This window comes from Candidatus Albibeggiatoa sp. nov. BB20 (assembly GCA_016744725.1).
Classification (GTDB): Bacteria; Pseudomonadota; Gammaproteobacteria; order Beggiatoales; family Beggiatoaceae; genus Albibeggiatoa.
Genome location: JADGDW010000129.1, coordinates 1 through 14,054 on the forward strand (window position 1 = coordinate 1; position 14,054 = coordinate 14,054).

19 protein-coding genes are annotated in these 14,054 nt (G+C 37.9%); 13 read left to right on the forward strand and 6 right to left on the reverse strand.

What is annotated here, in order from left to right; translation table 11 throughout:
* The 7 genes from ABXH34_RS13695 to ABXH34_RS13725 form a co-directional block, all read left to right on the forward strand.
* The coding region (locus ABXH34_RS13695; RefSeq protein ID WP_353572445.1) for a tetratricopeptide repeat protein at positions 1 to 227 on the forward strand (227 nt) is incomplete at its 5' end.
* Between the two features lie 401 nt (positions 228 to 628).
* A complete protein-coding gene (locus ABXH34_RS13700; protein ID WP_353572446.1) occupies positions 629 to 1,243 on the forward strand; it encodes a MotA/TolQ/ExbB proton channel family protein in 615 nt (204 codons plus the stop codon).
* A 3-nt stretch (positions 1,244 to 1,246) separates the two neighbouring features.
* On the forward strand, positions 1,247 to 1,678 hold the full coding sequence (locus ABXH34_RS13705) for an ExbD/TolR family protein (RefSeq protein WP_353572447.1): 432 nt from the start codon (positions 1,247 to 1,249) through the stop codon (positions 1,676 to 1,678).
* Positions 1,678 to 2,658: a tetraacyldisaccharide 4'-kinase gene (gene lpxK / locus ABXH34_RS13710; RefSeq protein ID WP_353572448.1), complete on the forward strand. Its 981-nt coding sequence runs from the start codon at positions 1,678 to 1,680 to the stop codon at positions 2,656 to 2,658. The genes ABXH34_RS13705 and lpxK overlap by 1 nt, the downstream gene beginning before the upstream one ends.
* Entirely contained in the window at positions 2,651 to 2,839 is a 189-nt protein-coding gene (locus ABXH34_RS13715) for a Trm112 family protein (RefSeq protein ID WP_353572449.1), read from the forward strand. The genes lpxK and ABXH34_RS13715 overlap by 8 nt, the downstream gene beginning before the upstream one ends.
* Before the next feature lie 348 nt (positions 2,840 to 3,187).
* A complete protein-coding gene (locus ABXH34_RS13720; RefSeq protein ID WP_353572450.1) occupies positions 3,188 to 3,889 on the forward strand; it encodes a GlcG/HbpS family heme-binding protein in 702 nt (233 codons plus the stop codon).
* Positions 3,890 to 4,170: 281 nt separating this feature from the next.
* Positions 4,171 to 5,022 (forward strand): OmpA family protein, encoded by an 852-nt coding sequence (locus ABXH34_RS13725; protein WP_353572451.1) that lies wholly within the window; start codon positions 4,171 to 4,173, stop codon positions 5,020 to 5,022.
* 552 nt (positions 5,023 to 5,574) lie between these two features.
* Here ABXH34_RS13725 and ABXH34_RS13730 read toward each other — a convergent pair.
* Positions 5,575 to 5,979 carry a GFA family protein gene (locus ABXH34_RS13730; RefSeq protein ID WP_353572452.1) on the reverse strand — a complete coding sequence of 135 codons (405 nt, stop codon included), beginning with the start codon at positions 5,977 to 5,979 and terminating at the stop codon, positions 5,575 to 5,577.
* Positions 5,980 to 6,191: 212 nt separating this feature from the next.
* Between ABXH34_RS13730 and ABXH34_RS13735 the strand changes: the two genes are divergently transcribed.
* Positions 6,192 to 7,676, forward strand: coding sequence for a WGR domain-containing protein (locus ABXH34_RS13735; protein ID WP_353572453.1), 1,485 nt, complete (start codon positions 6,192 to 6,194; stop codon positions 7,674 to 7,676).
* 178 nt (positions 7,677 to 7,854) lie between these two features.
* On the opposite strand, the gene ABXH34_RS13740 is transcribed toward ABXH34_RS13735, so the two are convergent.
* The 5 genes from ABXH34_RS13740 to ABXH34_RS13760 form a co-directional block, all read right to left on the reverse strand.
* Positions 7,855 to 8,049 (reverse strand): RHS repeat-associated core domain-containing protein, encoded by a 195-nt coding sequence (locus tag ABXH34_RS13740; RefSeq protein ID WP_353572454.1) that lies wholly within the window; start codon positions 8,047 to 8,049, stop codon positions 7,855 to 7,857.
* 8 nt (positions 8,050 to 8,057) lie between these two features.
* Entirely contained in the window at positions 8,058 to 8,393 is a 336-nt protein-coding gene (locus ABXH34_RS13745) for a hypothetical protein (RefSeq protein WP_353572455.1), read from the reverse strand.
* Between the two features lie 35 nt (positions 8,394 to 8,428).
* Positions 8,429 to 8,626, reverse strand: a complete 198-nt coding sequence (locus tag ABXH34_RS13750) for an RHS repeat-associated core domain-containing protein (RefSeq protein WP_353572456.1) — start codon at positions 8,624 to 8,626, stop codon at positions 8,429 to 8,431.
* 169 nt (positions 8,627 to 8,795) lie between these two features.
* Positions 8,796 to 9,134: a hypothetical protein gene (locus tag ABXH34_RS13755; protein ID WP_353572457.1), complete on the reverse strand. Its 339-nt coding sequence runs from the start codon at positions 9,132 to 9,134 to the stop codon at positions 8,796 to 8,798.
* Between the two features lie 310 nt (positions 9,135 to 9,444).
* Entirely contained in the window at positions 9,445 to 9,798 is a 354-nt protein-coding gene (locus ABXH34_RS13760; protein ID WP_353572458.1) for a hypothetical protein, read from the reverse strand.
* A gap of 190 nt (positions 9,799 to 9,988) precedes the next feature.
* On the opposite strand from ABXH34_RS13760, the gene ABXH34_RS13765 reads away from it, so the two are divergent.
* The 5 genes from ABXH34_RS13765 to ABXH34_RS13785 all read left to right on the forward strand — a co-directional run bounded on the left by ABXH34_RS13765 (position 9,989) and on the right by ABXH34_RS13785 (position 13,957).
* On the forward strand, positions 9,989 to 11,530 hold the full coding sequence (locus ABXH34_RS13765; protein WP_353572459.1) for a DUF8728 domain-containing protein: 1,542 nt from the start codon (positions 9,989 to 9,991) through the stop codon (positions 11,528 to 11,530).
* Between the two features lie 192 nt (positions 11,531 to 11,722).
* Positions 11,723 to 12,721, forward strand: coding sequence for a 4-hydroxythreonine-4-phosphate dehydrogenase PdxA (pdxA, locus tag ABXH34_RS13770; protein WP_353572460.1), 999 nt, complete (start codon positions 11,723 to 11,725; stop codon positions 12,719 to 12,721).
* Positions 12,718 to 13,323 (forward strand): FlgO family outer membrane protein, encoded by a 606-nt coding sequence (locus ABXH34_RS13775; protein ID WP_353572461.1) that lies wholly within the window; start codon positions 12,718 to 12,720, stop codon positions 13,321 to 13,323. Before pdxA ends, ABXH34_RS13775 begins: the two co-directional genes overlap by 4 nt.
* A 34-nt stretch (positions 13,324 to 13,357) precedes the next feature.
* The gene (locus ABXH34_RS13780) at positions 13,358 to 13,597 is read left to right on the forward strand and encodes a DUF2798 domain-containing protein (RefSeq protein ID WP_353572462.1); all 240 of its coding nucleotides are present in this window, start codon (positions 13,358 to 13,360) and stop codon (positions 13,595 to 13,597) included.
* A 105-nt stretch (positions 13,598 to 13,702) separates the two neighbouring features.
* A complete protein-coding gene (locus ABXH34_RS13785; RefSeq protein WP_353572463.1) occupies positions 13,703 to 13,957 on the forward strand; it encodes a hypothetical protein in 255 nt (84 codons plus the stop codon).
* Positions 13,958 to 14,054: the final 97 nt, after the last annotated feature.

The window sequence follows — 14,054 nt, forward strand, 5'->3', positions numbered from 1 at the left end:
AAGTGTTAGGCAAGCAACATCCTGATTATGCCACTAGCCTCAATAATCTCGCAAGTTTATATGATGCCCAAGGCCAGTATCAGCAAGCCTTACCTTTGTATGAGCAGGCTATAGACATTTTTGTCAATGCTTTAGGAGAAGAGCATCCAAATACAAAAATTATAAAAATTATAAAAATTATAAAAAGGAATTATCAACGTTGTTTAGCGGCTGTTGAACGGGATTAAACGGATGAAAGGATTTGCAGGATTTTTTGTCTGAATCTGAGCTTGCTGGATTTAAATATTTTCAGGATTAAGTCGTGCTAATCTTTAAATCTTGGGAATCTTGATTTAGATGTTTTTAGATACTCAAAAATTTAAACAGCAAGCGTAGAGTATATAAGTGAAACGCCAAGCATCTTTAAACTGAAAGAGATAAATACACCATCACACGCCCCTCCCTTCCATTTTTTAACAGCCATCCCTTTTGCTGGAAAACCCAAAGCTATTTTACGCTACAGCTTTTAATTCTTAATCAAAACACGAAAGACTATTTATGTTACAAAGTGCAAGGTCTATAATTCACCCCATGCTGATCCCAAGTCACAAAATTTTTTGAAATTGATTCTATAAGGATAAAACAAACCGTGTTTGAACTTTTTAAAGCTGGCGGCTGGGTAATGATACCGCTACTGATCTGCTCTATCATTGCGTTTGCGATTGTTATCGAACGTTTCTGGACATTAAAACGCAGCAAAGTTGTGCCTAAAAGCCTTGTACCTCAAGTGTGGAAATGGGTTAAAGATGACCGTTTAGACAAAGCACGGATTGATGCCCTACGCCACAACTCACCATTAGGCCAAATACTCGCCGCAGGCTTGGTCAATATGCACCACGACCGTGAAATGATGAAAGCCAGCATTGAAGAAGTCGCTAACAAAGTGGTACACGATTTAGAACGTTATTTAAATACCTTGGGCATTATCGCTGAAATTACCCCACTTTTAGGCCTTTTAGGCACAGTCACAGGTATTATTCGTATGATGAGCAAAGTGGGCGAAGTTGGCTTAGGCAATCCAGCGGTCTTATCCTCGGGTCTTTCCGAAGCCTTAATGACCACCGCAGCAGGCTTAATTATCGCGATTCCTGCATTTATTTTCTATCGCTATTTTCGGGGTTTAGTTGACGAATTAGTTGTATCAATGGAACAAGAAACCTTGAAAATGCTCGATATTTTACACGGTGATAGAGAGGCTGACTAAGCTATGAAATTTCGTCGCCACCGCACTGAATCCAGTAGCTTACGGCTCAATCTGACACCCTTGATTGACACCGTATTCTTGTTGCTGATTTTCTTCATGATGACTACCACCTTTAACCGTCAATCTGAGCTGCAAATTCAATTGCCAGAAACTGAATCCGAACAAATCCCAGAAGATGCTGTGCAACCGATTCGGATTTTAATCAACAAAAAAGGTGAAATGGCGATTAACTCGTGGGAGACTGCATTGGTCAACGATACGCTGCAAACCATTAGTATGGCACTAGAAAAAGCCGCTGGCACAGAAGAAAGCCCAAGCCTATTAATCAGTGCTGATGCCTTTGCACCACATCAAGCCGTGATGAGAGCCTTAGAAGCCGCGCAAACATTAGGTTATAATCGCATAGGTTTTGAAGCTGAGCAGCCATCACAATAATGAAATTAGAGCGCATTTGGTATCGTTTCCATTTTTTGACGTTATTATTACTCCCCTTATCATGGTTATTTTGCCTTATCGTAGTGTTAAGACGCTGGATATACCGTTATTTGCTCAGAAAAGCCCATTTTGATATACCGATTATCATCGTGGGTAATATTAATGTTGGCGGCACGGGCAAAACCCCTCTGGTGATTTGGCTTGCCCATTTTCTTAAGCATCACGGCTATCATGTTGGCATTATCAGTCGAGGTTATGGCTGTAAAATTAAGCAATTTCCACAAACAGTACGTCCTTCGGTACATAAACCTGAAGAAGTTGGAGATGAACCTTTGCTACTCGCTCGACGCACGGGTTGTCCTGTGACGATTGATCCAAAACGCGCCCGTGGCGTAAAACATCTGATTGCACATCATGCTTGTGATTTGATTATTAGCGATGATGGTTTGCAACATTATGCTTTAAAAAGAGATATTGAAATTGCGGTAGTAGATGGCGAACGGCGTTATGGTAATGGTTTCTGTTTACCCGCAGGCCCATTGCGAGAATCCTCAAGACGTTTAAATTCAGTTGATTTCGTGGTTGTAAAAGGTGACTCGAAACTCAAAGAAATCACCATGCACTATGCGTTAAGGCCATTGCGCAATGTGGCTGATGATAATGAAACCCAACCGCTTGGTTATTTTTTAGGCAAATCGTTACACGCGGTGGCTGGTATTGGCAACCCTCGGCCTTTTTTTAACATATTATTAGACAATCAATGTAAAATTCGCCCTCATATTTTTCCAGATCACCATCCATTTCAAGAGCAAGATTTTGATTTTGAAGAAGACATGCCCATTGTGATGACTGAAAAAGATGCGGTAAAATGTCGCAAATTTGCAAAAAAGAATTATTGGTACTTGCCGATTGAAGCTCGTCTACCCAGCAGCTTTGGCAAGCGCGTATTAGAAAAGTTACAGGAGAAACAAGGTGGATAAACGTTTATTGGATATTTTAGTGTGCCCCGTGACAAAAGCCCCTTTAATTTATCAAAAGAAAAATCAGGAACTTATTTGCAAAGCATCGCGTTTGGCTTATCCAATTCGTGAAGGCATTCCCGTAATGTTGCCAGAACAAGCACGCAAATTGACTTTAGAAGAAGTTGAGCAAATAAAGTAGATATAAAACAGGCTGTGAGCAAAAGCTGAATTACCACATATATCGTAGTAACTGCTTGTAATAATTTGAAAAATTAACTTTTCTCGTTCCAGCAGTCTCCGTTGGAATGCAGCTCAGACGCTCTGCGTCTTAATAGTGAAAATATTATATATAGTCATTTTACTTTAAAGTGATACAGGACTGGCAGTCCTAGATTTTAAAACTGATTGATATTTAAACAATAACAGGACTGCCAGTCCTAACACATAAACCAAAATTAACTATATTATAGATTTCAAATCAATCCTATAGAATATTGAACTGATGCCAGTTAAGTATCTACACAAATCAAACACAAGGAATCATGCGATGTCAACTGAATTAAATATGGGCTCATTACCTTCTCATACAGAATTAAAACAAGCACTTACTGCGGCAGTACAAGAAAAAAATGGCGGTTTTGGCCTTAATATGTGGGCAACGTTGGTTGATAGAGATGGCGTTGTTAAAGCGGTGGCATTTTCTGGTGATAATCGGGGCGATCAATGGCCGGGAAGTCGGGTGATTTCAGCTCAAAAAGCCAATACAGCCAATGGATTTAGTTTACCAGGTTTGGCTCTTTCAACTGCTAACTTATTCAGTGCGGTACAACCGGGCGGTAGTTTATATGGTTTGCAGCACAGCAATCCTGTCGATACCAGTCTAGCTTATGCGGGTGATTGCAATGCAATAGGTACAAAGCAAGACTCAATGGTTGGGAAAAAAATTGGTGGGGTTAATGTATTTGGCGGTGGATTAGCGTTATACAATGCAGAGGGCGTTTTAGTGGGTGCGGTTGGTGTCAGCGGTGACAGCTCGTGTGCTGACCATAATATTGCATGGAAAGTGCGTCATCAATTACAGTTGAACTATGTGCCTGCTGGAGTAAGTCCAAACCAAGATGATAATATTATTTATGATATTGCAGACGGTGCTAGCGCGAGCGGTTGGGGCCATCCTGTATGTGCACCAGAAGCAGTAGAAATTGCTGAAAACTTTGCCAATACCCATCCTATTCAGTCAAAAGCTTAATTTTCGCTGGAAAACGCACAGCCATTAAGTTAAGAAAAAAAGCGCATTACGGAACAATACCCCGTTATTGGAATGCAAGATTTATCTTGTCTATGCAATATGTTGCACTCCTGTGAGCTTAACTTAATGGCGATCCTAATACCTATCTCCCATCTCAAAAAATATCTGAATTGCGTAAGGTGAGTTTATCTTTATTTCTCTTGCCACAGCTTGTTAAGTTCGGTATGTTCCCCTGTATATGAAAATCAACAACGTTCACAAATTATTCAAGGGGAAATTATATGTATAGGGGTATTTTATTTGGCTTGCTGTCATTGTGGGCAGTATCAGCATCGGCATTACAGGATAATAAAAATACGTACCATTTATTGGATACAAAAGGCCGTCCTATTTTTACAGGCTTGCCTGAAGTCTGTATCGACACACCTGCGACAGTCAATAATCCTACTCGGCGTTTTAAACAATGCGGTGATGTAATTGATATGGATGGAGATGGTGTGTTTGATGATGAAGATGATTGTCCAGAAAATACTGAAGCAGAGCTAGCCCACGGCGTTGAAGCCAATGGCTGTCCCAAAGATAGCGATCAAGATGGTGTTCCAGATTTCCGTGACCGTTGCCCAATGAATACACCGCAAGAAATCAGTCGTGGTGTTAATCGCTTTGGCTGTCCTAAAGACAATGACCAAGACGGTATTCCAGATTTTCGTGACCGTTGTTTAGGTACGCCATTTGGTGCAAAAGTGGATAAACATGGTTGCCAAGAAGTGAAGCGTGAAATTAAGCAAATACTCGGTGCAGATGTGCTATTTAAATTTGATAAATACAGTTTAATTGAAGCAGGGAAAGCCGCTCTAGCACGTGTTGCAACCGATATGAAATCCCAACTACCTTATGTGCAAGGTATTGTGATTGGTGGTCATACCGATAGCATTGGCCGTAAAGCTTACAATCAAACATTATCTGAACGACGTGCGAGTGCTGTGGCTGATTTTCTAAGCACTCAAGGTATTCCAGCGGCAAAAATTCAATCTATTGGTTATGGAGAAAGCCAACCGATTAGTGTGAATAGTAGCAAACAAGGCCGTGCTCAAAATCGCCGAGTTGAAATTAATATCAAAATGAGTGAATAAGCAGTTTAGAATGATTCTCAAGTGTTAGCATCATGTCAGCATTTGGGAATACTGGTAACGATTCTGAGTCATTCACATCCCACATCATTCCTGTTTCAAATTTCAAAGACTATTCTCAAATCAATGGTTCGGACAGTCTAGATTATACTCTACGCTGTTATAATTTGAACTTTTAAACTACTACTCATGCTGAATAATCTTTATCAAAATAAATCAATCATTTGTATAAAGTATTGATGTGGGGTGGAATAGATACGCCCCAAATATTAATTAGGTATGAGCTCATTATTACGCACCGTATTCCACCTTTTTAATGCCTAATATCTTTGGTGGAAAACGCTGTGTTATTCCATCCTACTAAAGTTTATTTTTAGATGGAGTATAGAAATCATAGTAAATTCTGTATAAAAAGTTATTATTTTAATGCAACAGAAATCGCTTGATAAATACCATCAACGTTACGTTGTATATTTTGAACGCTCCGCTTAAGTACAGTCCAACAATGTTCAATGGGATTGAAATCAACGGAATTTACTATAAAGCAGAAAATAACTATTTGGTGATACCTTCCTTATATTGAGTTAAATCATCGTTGATTTGATCCCACTCTACTTTAGAATCAACAAAAATATGAAATGCAGGATGTTGCGTTGGCATATCATCCAAAACCCCTAACCGTAGTGCACACGTTTCAGAATCATGTTTCTTTGAAAATAAGCTTGAACCACAATGACGACAAAAGCCTAATTCAGTGCTTTCAGATTTCCAATAATAAGTGACATGCTCTTCTCCTTCTAAAAAATGTAAATCATCAAATTTAATAATACCTGCGGTGGAAAAAGCAGAGCCTGTAAATTTACGACATTCAGAACAATGACAATGCCCCATTGCAATAAAGTTATCAGGCACTTGAATTTTTACTGTTCCACATAGACATGAACCTGTTAATTTTTTCATATTCAACCCTTTCAAACTATTAATATGATTTTTAAATAAGGCTGGAAACTGTCAGCATTTATAAGATTGACAGAATAAATTTAATGCCTATTTATTAGAAAAAAGCCAAAAAATAGCAAATATCCTACTCTATCTGATTTAATATAGACGAATAATAAGTTTAAGTGTATGTTTATCGTACTTTAATATACAAAATATTCATGGAATAGCACATGGCAACAGAAAAATTCTATTTAGAACTGTCAGAAGAACAGGGAGTGGCACACAAATTTTACGAGGTCACCATCGAAGGTTGCGAACTCACGATTCGTTATGGCCGTATTGGCACGACGGGGCGAGTTGAAACTAAAACCTTTCCTACAGAAGAAGCTGCACGTAAAGAGGCAGATAAAAAATTAAAGCAAAAGGGCAAAAAAGGCTATGAAGAAGCAGTAATAGGTGTGCGTCAAAAACGCCCGATTACGCGTCGTAGCACAGAAAGTCGCCGCTCTACGTCCAAACGTTCACCTTTATTATGGCGATTTAAATCTGGAGCAAGTGCTTTTGGGATTTTTATTAATGCTGATCGTTGTTGGGTTGGGAATCAAGATGGTAGTGTTTTTGTGCTAAACCACAATGCGGAAGTCATCAATCAATATCGTTTGCCTAATGGTGTGAAGTGTATCATTGCTGATGATATTTGGTTATATGCGGGCTGTGATGATGGGTGTGTGTATGATTTATCGGGCAAATTACCACGTATAGCTTATGAAGTGGCGGAAAATATTGATATTCTCTGGTTAGATATTCATGATGCGCAATTAGGTATTTCTGATGGTAATGGCACGGTGATGGTCGCCGATCATGAAAATGAGGCTTTGTGGCAAAAATCCAGTTCAGGTAGCACAGGCTGGATGATTCGTAATGATGCCGATGCGGTTTATCATGGGCACAGCGATGGTGTAACTGCATATAACAATGGCAATCATGGCACAAAATGGGATTACAAAACCCGTGGCTCTATTTTATTTGGCTGGCAAGAAAAAACGATGGTTTATGCAGGTGCAAGCGATAATAAAATCTATGCGTTGCATAAAGCTGATGGTGAGTTAGCCCAAATTTATGCCTGTGACTCCTCAGTGTATTCATGTGCAACTGCTGAAAATGGCCAATATGTATTTGCGGGTGATGATTGTTCTTCTGTGTATTGTTTTAATCAAAATGGGGAGCGTTTGTGGAAATTAGCCACGGGTTGTGGTTCAGCACTGTCGATGCAGTATTTGCAGAATAAATTATATATTGTCACTACTGATGGTTCACTGGCATGTATTGATGTCAATGAGTCAGCCATTGAATCCGCCAAAGCAGGGACATTGCCAGAAAGTAAAGCTATTCAAGCACCTGCACCTGTAGCAATCACTACTTCGACAGACTTAGAAACAATTGAACATCCAACTGAAGGTGTATTGCTTAAGTGTGTTAAAGAGGGTGGAAAATTGCGGGTTAAAGCGATTTCATCTGTTGTGAATTGTACTCAAGAAAATGGACAATTACGGGTTGATATTACACCTGAGTATCATTCTAATTGGAATGTACAGTTTCCGCGTAATTTACGCGAAGAGGGTGCGATTTATATTGTAGATGAAATCAAAGAAGCTTCTCGAGGTCAGTTTTATCGTGTCTATGGAAATATTCGCCGCTTAATTCAAAGTGGTTAAACCATTATTCCTTACACAATATCATTGTTATAACAGGGATCAATAAGGCTGATATAGTCATTTTATTCTAAAGTGATACAGGACTGGCAGTCCTCAATTTTGAAACTGATTGATATTTAAAGTGTAAAAGGACTGCCAGCCCTAACACATAAACCGAAATTGACTATAGGATTCCCCGTTACATAAACATATCTATTGAGAGATTGCCCATCAGCAATACTCTCAACAAAATATCCTGATTGATAAAGCGACGAATGTCTGGAGAATAGAATCTGGCTCGCATGTAGTACAAGTCATTGGCATCAGTCATGACACCATAGTAACCATTGAATAAGAAAGGGGTCGTATGTTGATTGTGTGAGTAATTCATCATATAGGTGGTTATCTATTATTTTTTAAGAGATACTCATTAAAGCATTTCACACAAACTATGGACATTTTTTTATGAAAAGCATCACTATATTGCTCAATTCTTTCCATAAACTGAATAGGTTTATCCGTAGGTAATTTGTATTGTTCAATACAATCATTGCAAAAATAATGAACTGCATAATCAATTGGCTCATTTAATTCAGGATCAAGGTCATTGTAACGTATCCTAACTTCTTTAATCCAATTAAGGCTGACAGTACTTTGGTGGATAAAGTTTTTTTGAATATGATAGCAAATCTCAATAGTCATTTGACGATAGTGTATTGGGCAAATAATTCTACTCATAATATCTTTCTGTTGGTAAAAAAATATAAGATAATCTAGGGAACATTCTCAATTATTTCAGCCAAATAACGGAAGAAAAAAAAGTTTATCAGATTTCCCGTCACATAAGCAAAGCAATTCAAACTCTGCCCATCGGCAATACCACCCAACAAAATATCCTGATTGATAAAGTGACGAAGGTTTGGAGAATAGAATCTGGCTCGCATGTAGTACAAGTCATTGGCATCAGTCATAACGCCACAAGAAAGGTGTGTCGTATGCTGGTTGTGTGAGCAATTTACCAATAAGGAGAATAATCAAATTTCTCAACCACTTGCCCATTGATATTCGTCAGAGCAACGGTGCTATCTCTTATTTGAACTGAACCATTAGGATGCTGAATTAATAATCTAAGTCAATGAATTATCTTTGGCTAAAATCAGAAAAACATTTAGGGCATATAACTCCTACTTCCTCAAAAGCCTTTTGATATTTTCCGTCTATATCATCGGACGAGATAGGTATATCTACAGGCAAACCATATTTTTCAATACAATTTTTACAAAACACATGTGAATTAAAACAGTTGATAGCATCTTTGCTTTTAGGTTTATCATCTTCAAGGGTCATCCATTCATAACGAATACACAGTGTTTTAAAATCTTGTTTAGCTATATAACCGCATATTTGTATTTGTTCCAGTATATGACAACATGCTTTCAAGGGAATAATAGGATCGTGTTTAGGACAGATAATTTTCATAAATAACAACTTTTGTTAGGATATAGATTAGGGTGAAAATATCTGAAATTATAGCGGCTACTGTAAATAATAAAGTCATAATAATAAAAGAAAATACTCCTCTAAACCGCATAAAAAACATAGCTAGAATAAGATTAAGAAACTCTTTCATTTAATCACCAATTGTTTTTGGAGAATAGTAATTTCAATATTATTGAATTTGGTATGGACTAAAGCGTGACTTAAATTAGGTGGGAAGTTGATAACTGACTTTTACCAAATAAAAAGACACGCTACGATGTAAAAAATGCACCAAACGTACCCTATTAACTTAGCTCATCTCGTCTGCAGAATCGGAAGTATCATCCAAAAAGCAATCAAAATCTAAATCAAAGCCATCAACAAAGTAATCTACAAGTGCTTCAGCATCTGATCTTGTTTTTACAACAACATCTTGTAATGATAAACAAACCTCATCTTCACCCACTGAAAATGTTACCTTATCAATATTCATCATCCATGTAGCCCCTTTAATTTTTGGGAATAATTTTTGTCTTGGACACATCGAAATTTCATCTCCAGAAGAAGGAACAGCAGGTAATTCAACTGTACCAGAAACATTGCCATAAGCCTCAGATTCTGTAAGCGATGATATAAACACACTAAAATCAATATGAACTTTCATATTACAATTCTCCTAGATTGGTTGATACATAACCAACATCTTTGTCGCCGAGCTTGAAGAAAAATAGCAATCAGGGTAAAAAGTAATAAATCCTACTCCAAGACTTACGAATTGCTTATGGCTGAATCTGCTTGCTTTGGACGGATGTCACTTCCCTAAAAATCGCTACTTAATGGCGAAGGTATTGATTATGCAGATATATTCAAAATCTTATGCGATCGTTATCGTTTTTCTGTTGAGTATTGGGCTGTTTACCCATTTAGAATCTTTTCGCTCAACTGAACGTTTACTCAACTCTGTTTCTGAAGATGGCTATTTAATGTTAACCGTGGCGCGTAACTTTGCACGGGGATATGGTTTAAGTACGGCTGATGGCACAATGATAACTAATGGCATTCAGCCCGCAAGCACTTTTTTATGGGCTGGTGTCTATTGGTTACATCAAGCAGACAAAATTAATAGTATTGTATGGATTACTGCAATTCAATCAATTATTGTACTTATCTCAGCTTTTTTACTATGGCTGTTGATCAAATCGACACTACAAGAACAGCAGTATATTATCGCAAGTTTGGCTGCTTTAACTTGGTATGCAAGCCCTGTTTACGCGGGTTATACCATGAATGGCTTAGAAACAGGATTATATATCTTAAATTTATTAATTATTGTGTTCTATTTTGTAAATAAAGCAGTTTGGTCAAATTGGGATGCTGTATTTTTAGGATTTTTGGTCGGTATTGGTTTTTTAGTTCGTAATGATGCTATTTTTATGGGTTTAGCAGTTTATATAACATATCTGATTTTAGGACAAGAACATGTAAAACAGCGTTTATGGAAAGTGCATATTATGGGCATGATTGCGTTTAGTTGTAGTATTCCATGGACAAGTTACAATTATGTCTATTTTGGCTCGATATTTCCCAGCAGCTCCACTGCCCAATCCATGGTTTCGGTATTTGGGCAAAATTGGCAAAACTTCATTTTTACCCTCACTGAATATAGCTTTACTTTCATCCGTTTTCCTAATGTTTTACAACAATTCTGGTTTTTTAGTCTCTTTTGTATGCTACTTCTGAGTAGTTTAATTTTTATATTAATTCGCTATTATCAGCAATTTTCTCAAGCTGAGCAAAGATTACTGATTTTAGGCTCAACTTACATTTTGGGATTAAGCATTTTTTATGGCCTGTTTTTCGGCGCACCCTATTCGCTGGGACGCTATTTATTTCCAACCACGATTTTTCTAGTGATTTTATGGGCAAGTTTAGCCGTTAGAATCTATTTTTGGCTCAAATTACCCTTATTGCGTTATGGATTGGTTTTGTTATTTTGTACGGTGATTTTAGGCTTGACAGTTAAAAATGATCTGTTACAACCCCGACAACATTTGCATTTTCAAGTTGTTGAATGGGTAAATAATAATGTGGATGAGCAACAATGGGTTGGTGCAGTGCAATCAGGGGCTTTAGGCTATTTTCATGATAAAACTGTTAATTTAGATGGCAAAGTCAATTCACATGCCTTAGCCGCTCGAAAACAAAAAAAACTCCCAGAATATATTATTGAGCAAAAACTGGATTATTTAGCTGATTGGGCAGGTTTAATGTTATGGTTTACGCCGAACAATCCAAAAATAACCACCGCACAACAAGCTGAATTACTAAAATATTATCGAGTCATTGTTCATGATAAACAGAATAATTTGGCGGTACTTGAACGATACAAGGATTAAAAGAATGATGTTAGTTTTATCCTAATATTTTCAGTCGCGTTGCATTTTGAAATGATGAGTTATGCGCAACTTTTAAGGCTGTGAATACTTAAGGATGATTATATTTTCATTCCAAATCAAGAATGGCAAAACATTGCAATTATCCATCATCTGATTACAATTCAGGGATTAAAAAACAAAAACACAGAAAACATGTCTAAACAATTACCACGTATTGCATTAACCTCGGGCGAACCTGCTGGCATTGGAGTTGATATTTGCTTGCAACTGGCTCTGCATCCTGTTACAGCGGATATTGTCGTTTATGCTGATCCTGAATTATTACAACAAAGAATGCAACAACTTGATCTTAAAATCAAACTTGATGTTCAAACCCAGCACGAACCCAGTAAGCATAGAGTTGGTTATTTAAAAGTCAAACCTATCAAATTAGCCCAACCCAGTATTGCAGGTCAATTAAATGTTAAAAACGCGGCTTACGTTCTCGATATGCTAGGCCAAGCTTGCCATGATTGCCAAACGGGTGAATTTGATGCTTTGGTCACTGCTCCGGTGCATAAAGGGATTATCAATGAAGCGGGGATTGCTTTTAGCGGTCATACTGAATTTTTTGCAGAGCAAACCCAAACTGATAAAGTGGTTATGATGTTGGCGACACAAGGCTTGCGAGTCGCTTTAGTCACAACCCATTTGCCGCTTAACCAAGTCAGTGCCGCAATTACCAAAGACAATGTTGAAACCACGATTCGGATTTTACATCATGATTTGCAAACTAAATTTGGTATTGATAAACCGATCATAAATGTCTGTGGTCTCAATCCTCATGCGGGTGAAGGTGGGCATTTAGGAATGGAAGAAATCAAAGTAATTGAACCTGTGTTAGCCAAATTGCGTGCTGAAGGTATATCTTTGCTGGGTTCATCATCAGCGGATACCGCATTTACTGACAGTGCATTACTTGATGTTCATGCGGTGCTTGCGATGTACCACGACCAAGGTTTGCCTGTGTTAAAACAAAAAGGCTTTGGTGAAGCAGTAAATGTCACCTTAGGCTTACCAATTATCCGAACCTCGGTTGACCATGGCACGGCATTGGAATTAGCAGGAACGGGACGTGCATTGAGCGATAGTTTATACTACGCAATACAAACCGCTTTAGATATGGTGGCGCATCGGCGAGAATCTATATGAAATATTTTGCTTTTTTAATCATTAGCTTAAGCTTATTACTCAATGCTTGTTCCCAACAAGTTGCATTTGGCGACTGTGATTATAGAGTACGCACAGGGGAATGTTCACGCCACGCATTCTATCCAAAAGCGATTGATATGGTTGCAACCAATTATGCAGCAGCAGACAAGTTGATTGCCAATGCCAAACAAGAAATTACGGATAAACAGCGAATTTTAGTCACAACGGTTGCAGATATAAATAACTTAAACGAGAGTGCGCCATTAGGTCGTCTGATTGGTGAGCAAATAGCCTCACGTATGACTGAGCGCGGTTATCAAGTAGTTGAAGTGCGTTTGCAAGACAGCGTGTCGTTAGTGCCGTATACGGGTGAGTTTATTTTATCGCGTGGGGTTAGAGAATTACGTGAACTGGGTCGAGCACAAACCGTAAGCCGCATTGTCACAGGAACTTATACGGTTGCGGAAGAAACTATTTTTATTACTTTGAAAATTTTAGATTTTTGGGATAGCAAAGCGGTAGCCTCTTATACTTACACTCTGCCAATGACTAAAGATATTGAGCAATTATTAAAGAAAACCAGAGCTTGGTGGTGGTTATAAGGTGTTTTGAATTGTCTAAACTAGAGTGAGTATTATGATTGATCGTAAGTATCGTAAAGTTGTGTTTGCGTTTTTTATGGCGTTACTGATGTCTTGTTTTATGTCATTGGTTATCAGTGTGTTTAATGTTGGTTTGGTGCATGATATTCTCAATATTTGGTTAAAGGCTTGGGCATTTGCTTTTAGTGTGGCTTTTCCCGCAGTGCTAATGGTATCGCCTTTTGTACATAAATTGACCAATTGGGTATTAAAAGAAGAAACCTCAGCACTTTAATTCTGTTGAGCCAATATGGATGATGAGCTAAATAGATAACATAAAGTTTGGGTTATAATAAATTCATTGTTAAACTGGTGATATTCAATATTTTGAGCAATTGAAATGGAACTTTTAGAAAATCCAACCTATTTTTGGGGTTTAATCGGTGTTACGGTTATTGTTTTAGGTTTATGGTTATATCGCCGGGCACACCATAATGCAGCCGATAATGAGCTGTTCAACAATATGGGCGATGCTTATTTTGAATCTGATCCACTATTAGATAATGAACCTCAAGCACGAAATACAGAGCAGGGATTAGAGACTGAAATGAATACATTCGCTCAATCCATGGACTCCAATAGTTCTAATGAATGAGAGCCATCTGAAAATGCACATCATGGATTTGAAACTGAAACGGTTACTGATGGAAAGCCTGAAGCATTTAAAGATAAAATAAAAGAGACTGATAAGC

What these genes read in the sequence shown, in the direction of transcription:
- ABXH34_RS13780 (WP_353572462.1), top strand. Translation starts at nt 13,358, where the DNA reads ATGATTGATCGTAAGTATCGTAAAGTTGTGTTTGCGTTTTTTATGGCG.
- ABXH34_RS13735 (WP_353572453.1), top strand. Translation starts at nt 6,192, where the DNA reads ATGGCAACAGAAAAATTCTATTTAGAACTGTCAGAAGAACAGGGAGTG.
- ABXH34_RS13720 (WP_353572450.1), top strand. Translation starts at nt 3,188, where the DNA reads ATGTCAACTGAATTAAATATGGGCTCATTACCTTCTCATACAGAATTA.
- ABXH34_RS13755 (WP_353572457.1), bottom strand. Translation starts at nt 9,134, where the DNA reads ATGAAAATTATCTGTCCTAAACACGATCCTATTATTCCCTTGAAAGCA.
- ABXH34_RS13740 (WP_353572454.1), bottom strand. Translation starts at nt 8,049, where the DNA reads ATGATGAATTACTCACACAATCAACATACGACCCCTTTCTTATTCAAT.
- pdxA (WP_353572460.1), top strand. Translation starts at nt 11,723, where the DNA reads ATGTCTAAACAATTACCACGTATTGCATTAACCTCGGGCGAACCTGCT.
- ABXH34_RS13725 (WP_353572451.1), top strand. Translation starts at nt 4,171, where the DNA reads ATGTATAGGGGTATTTTATTTGGCTTGCTGTCATTGTGGGCAGTATCA.
- ABXH34_RS13745 (WP_353572455.1), bottom strand. Translation starts at nt 8,393, where the DNA reads ATGAGTAGAATTATTTGCCCAATACACTATCGTCAAATGACTATTGAG.
- ABXH34_RS13765 (WP_353572459.1), top strand. Translation starts at nt 9,989, where the DNA reads ATGCAGATATATTCAAAATCTTATGCGATCGTTATCGTTTTTCTGTTG.
- lpxK (WP_353572448.1), top strand. Translation starts at nt 1,678, where the DNA reads ATGAAATTAGAGCGCATTTGGTATCGTTTCCATTTTTTGACGTTATTA.
- ABXH34_RS13785 (WP_353572463.1), top strand. Translation starts at nt 13,703, where the DNA reads ATGGAACTTTTAGAAAATCCAACCTATTTTTGGGGTTTAATCGGTGTT.
- ABXH34_RS13775 (WP_353572461.1), top strand. Translation starts at nt 12,718, where the DNA reads ATGAAATATTTTGCTTTTTTAATCATTAGCTTAAGCTTATTACTCAAT.
- ABXH34_RS13730 (WP_353572452.1), bottom strand. Translation starts at nt 5,979, where the DNA reads ATGAAAAAATTAACAGGTTCATGTCTATGTGGAACAGTAAAAATTCAA.
- ABXH34_RS13750 (WP_353572456.1), bottom strand. Translation starts at nt 8,626, where the DNA reads ATGACTGATGCCAATGACTTGTACTACATGCGAGCCAGATTCTATTCT.
- ABXH34_RS13705 (WP_353572447.1), top strand. Translation starts at nt 1,247, where the DNA reads ATGAAATTTCGTCGCCACCGCACTGAATCCAGTAGCTTACGGCTCAAT.
- ABXH34_RS13760 (WP_353572458.1), bottom strand. Translation starts at nt 9,798, where the DNA reads ATGAAAGTTCATATTGATTTTAGTGTGTTTATATCATCGCTTACAGAA.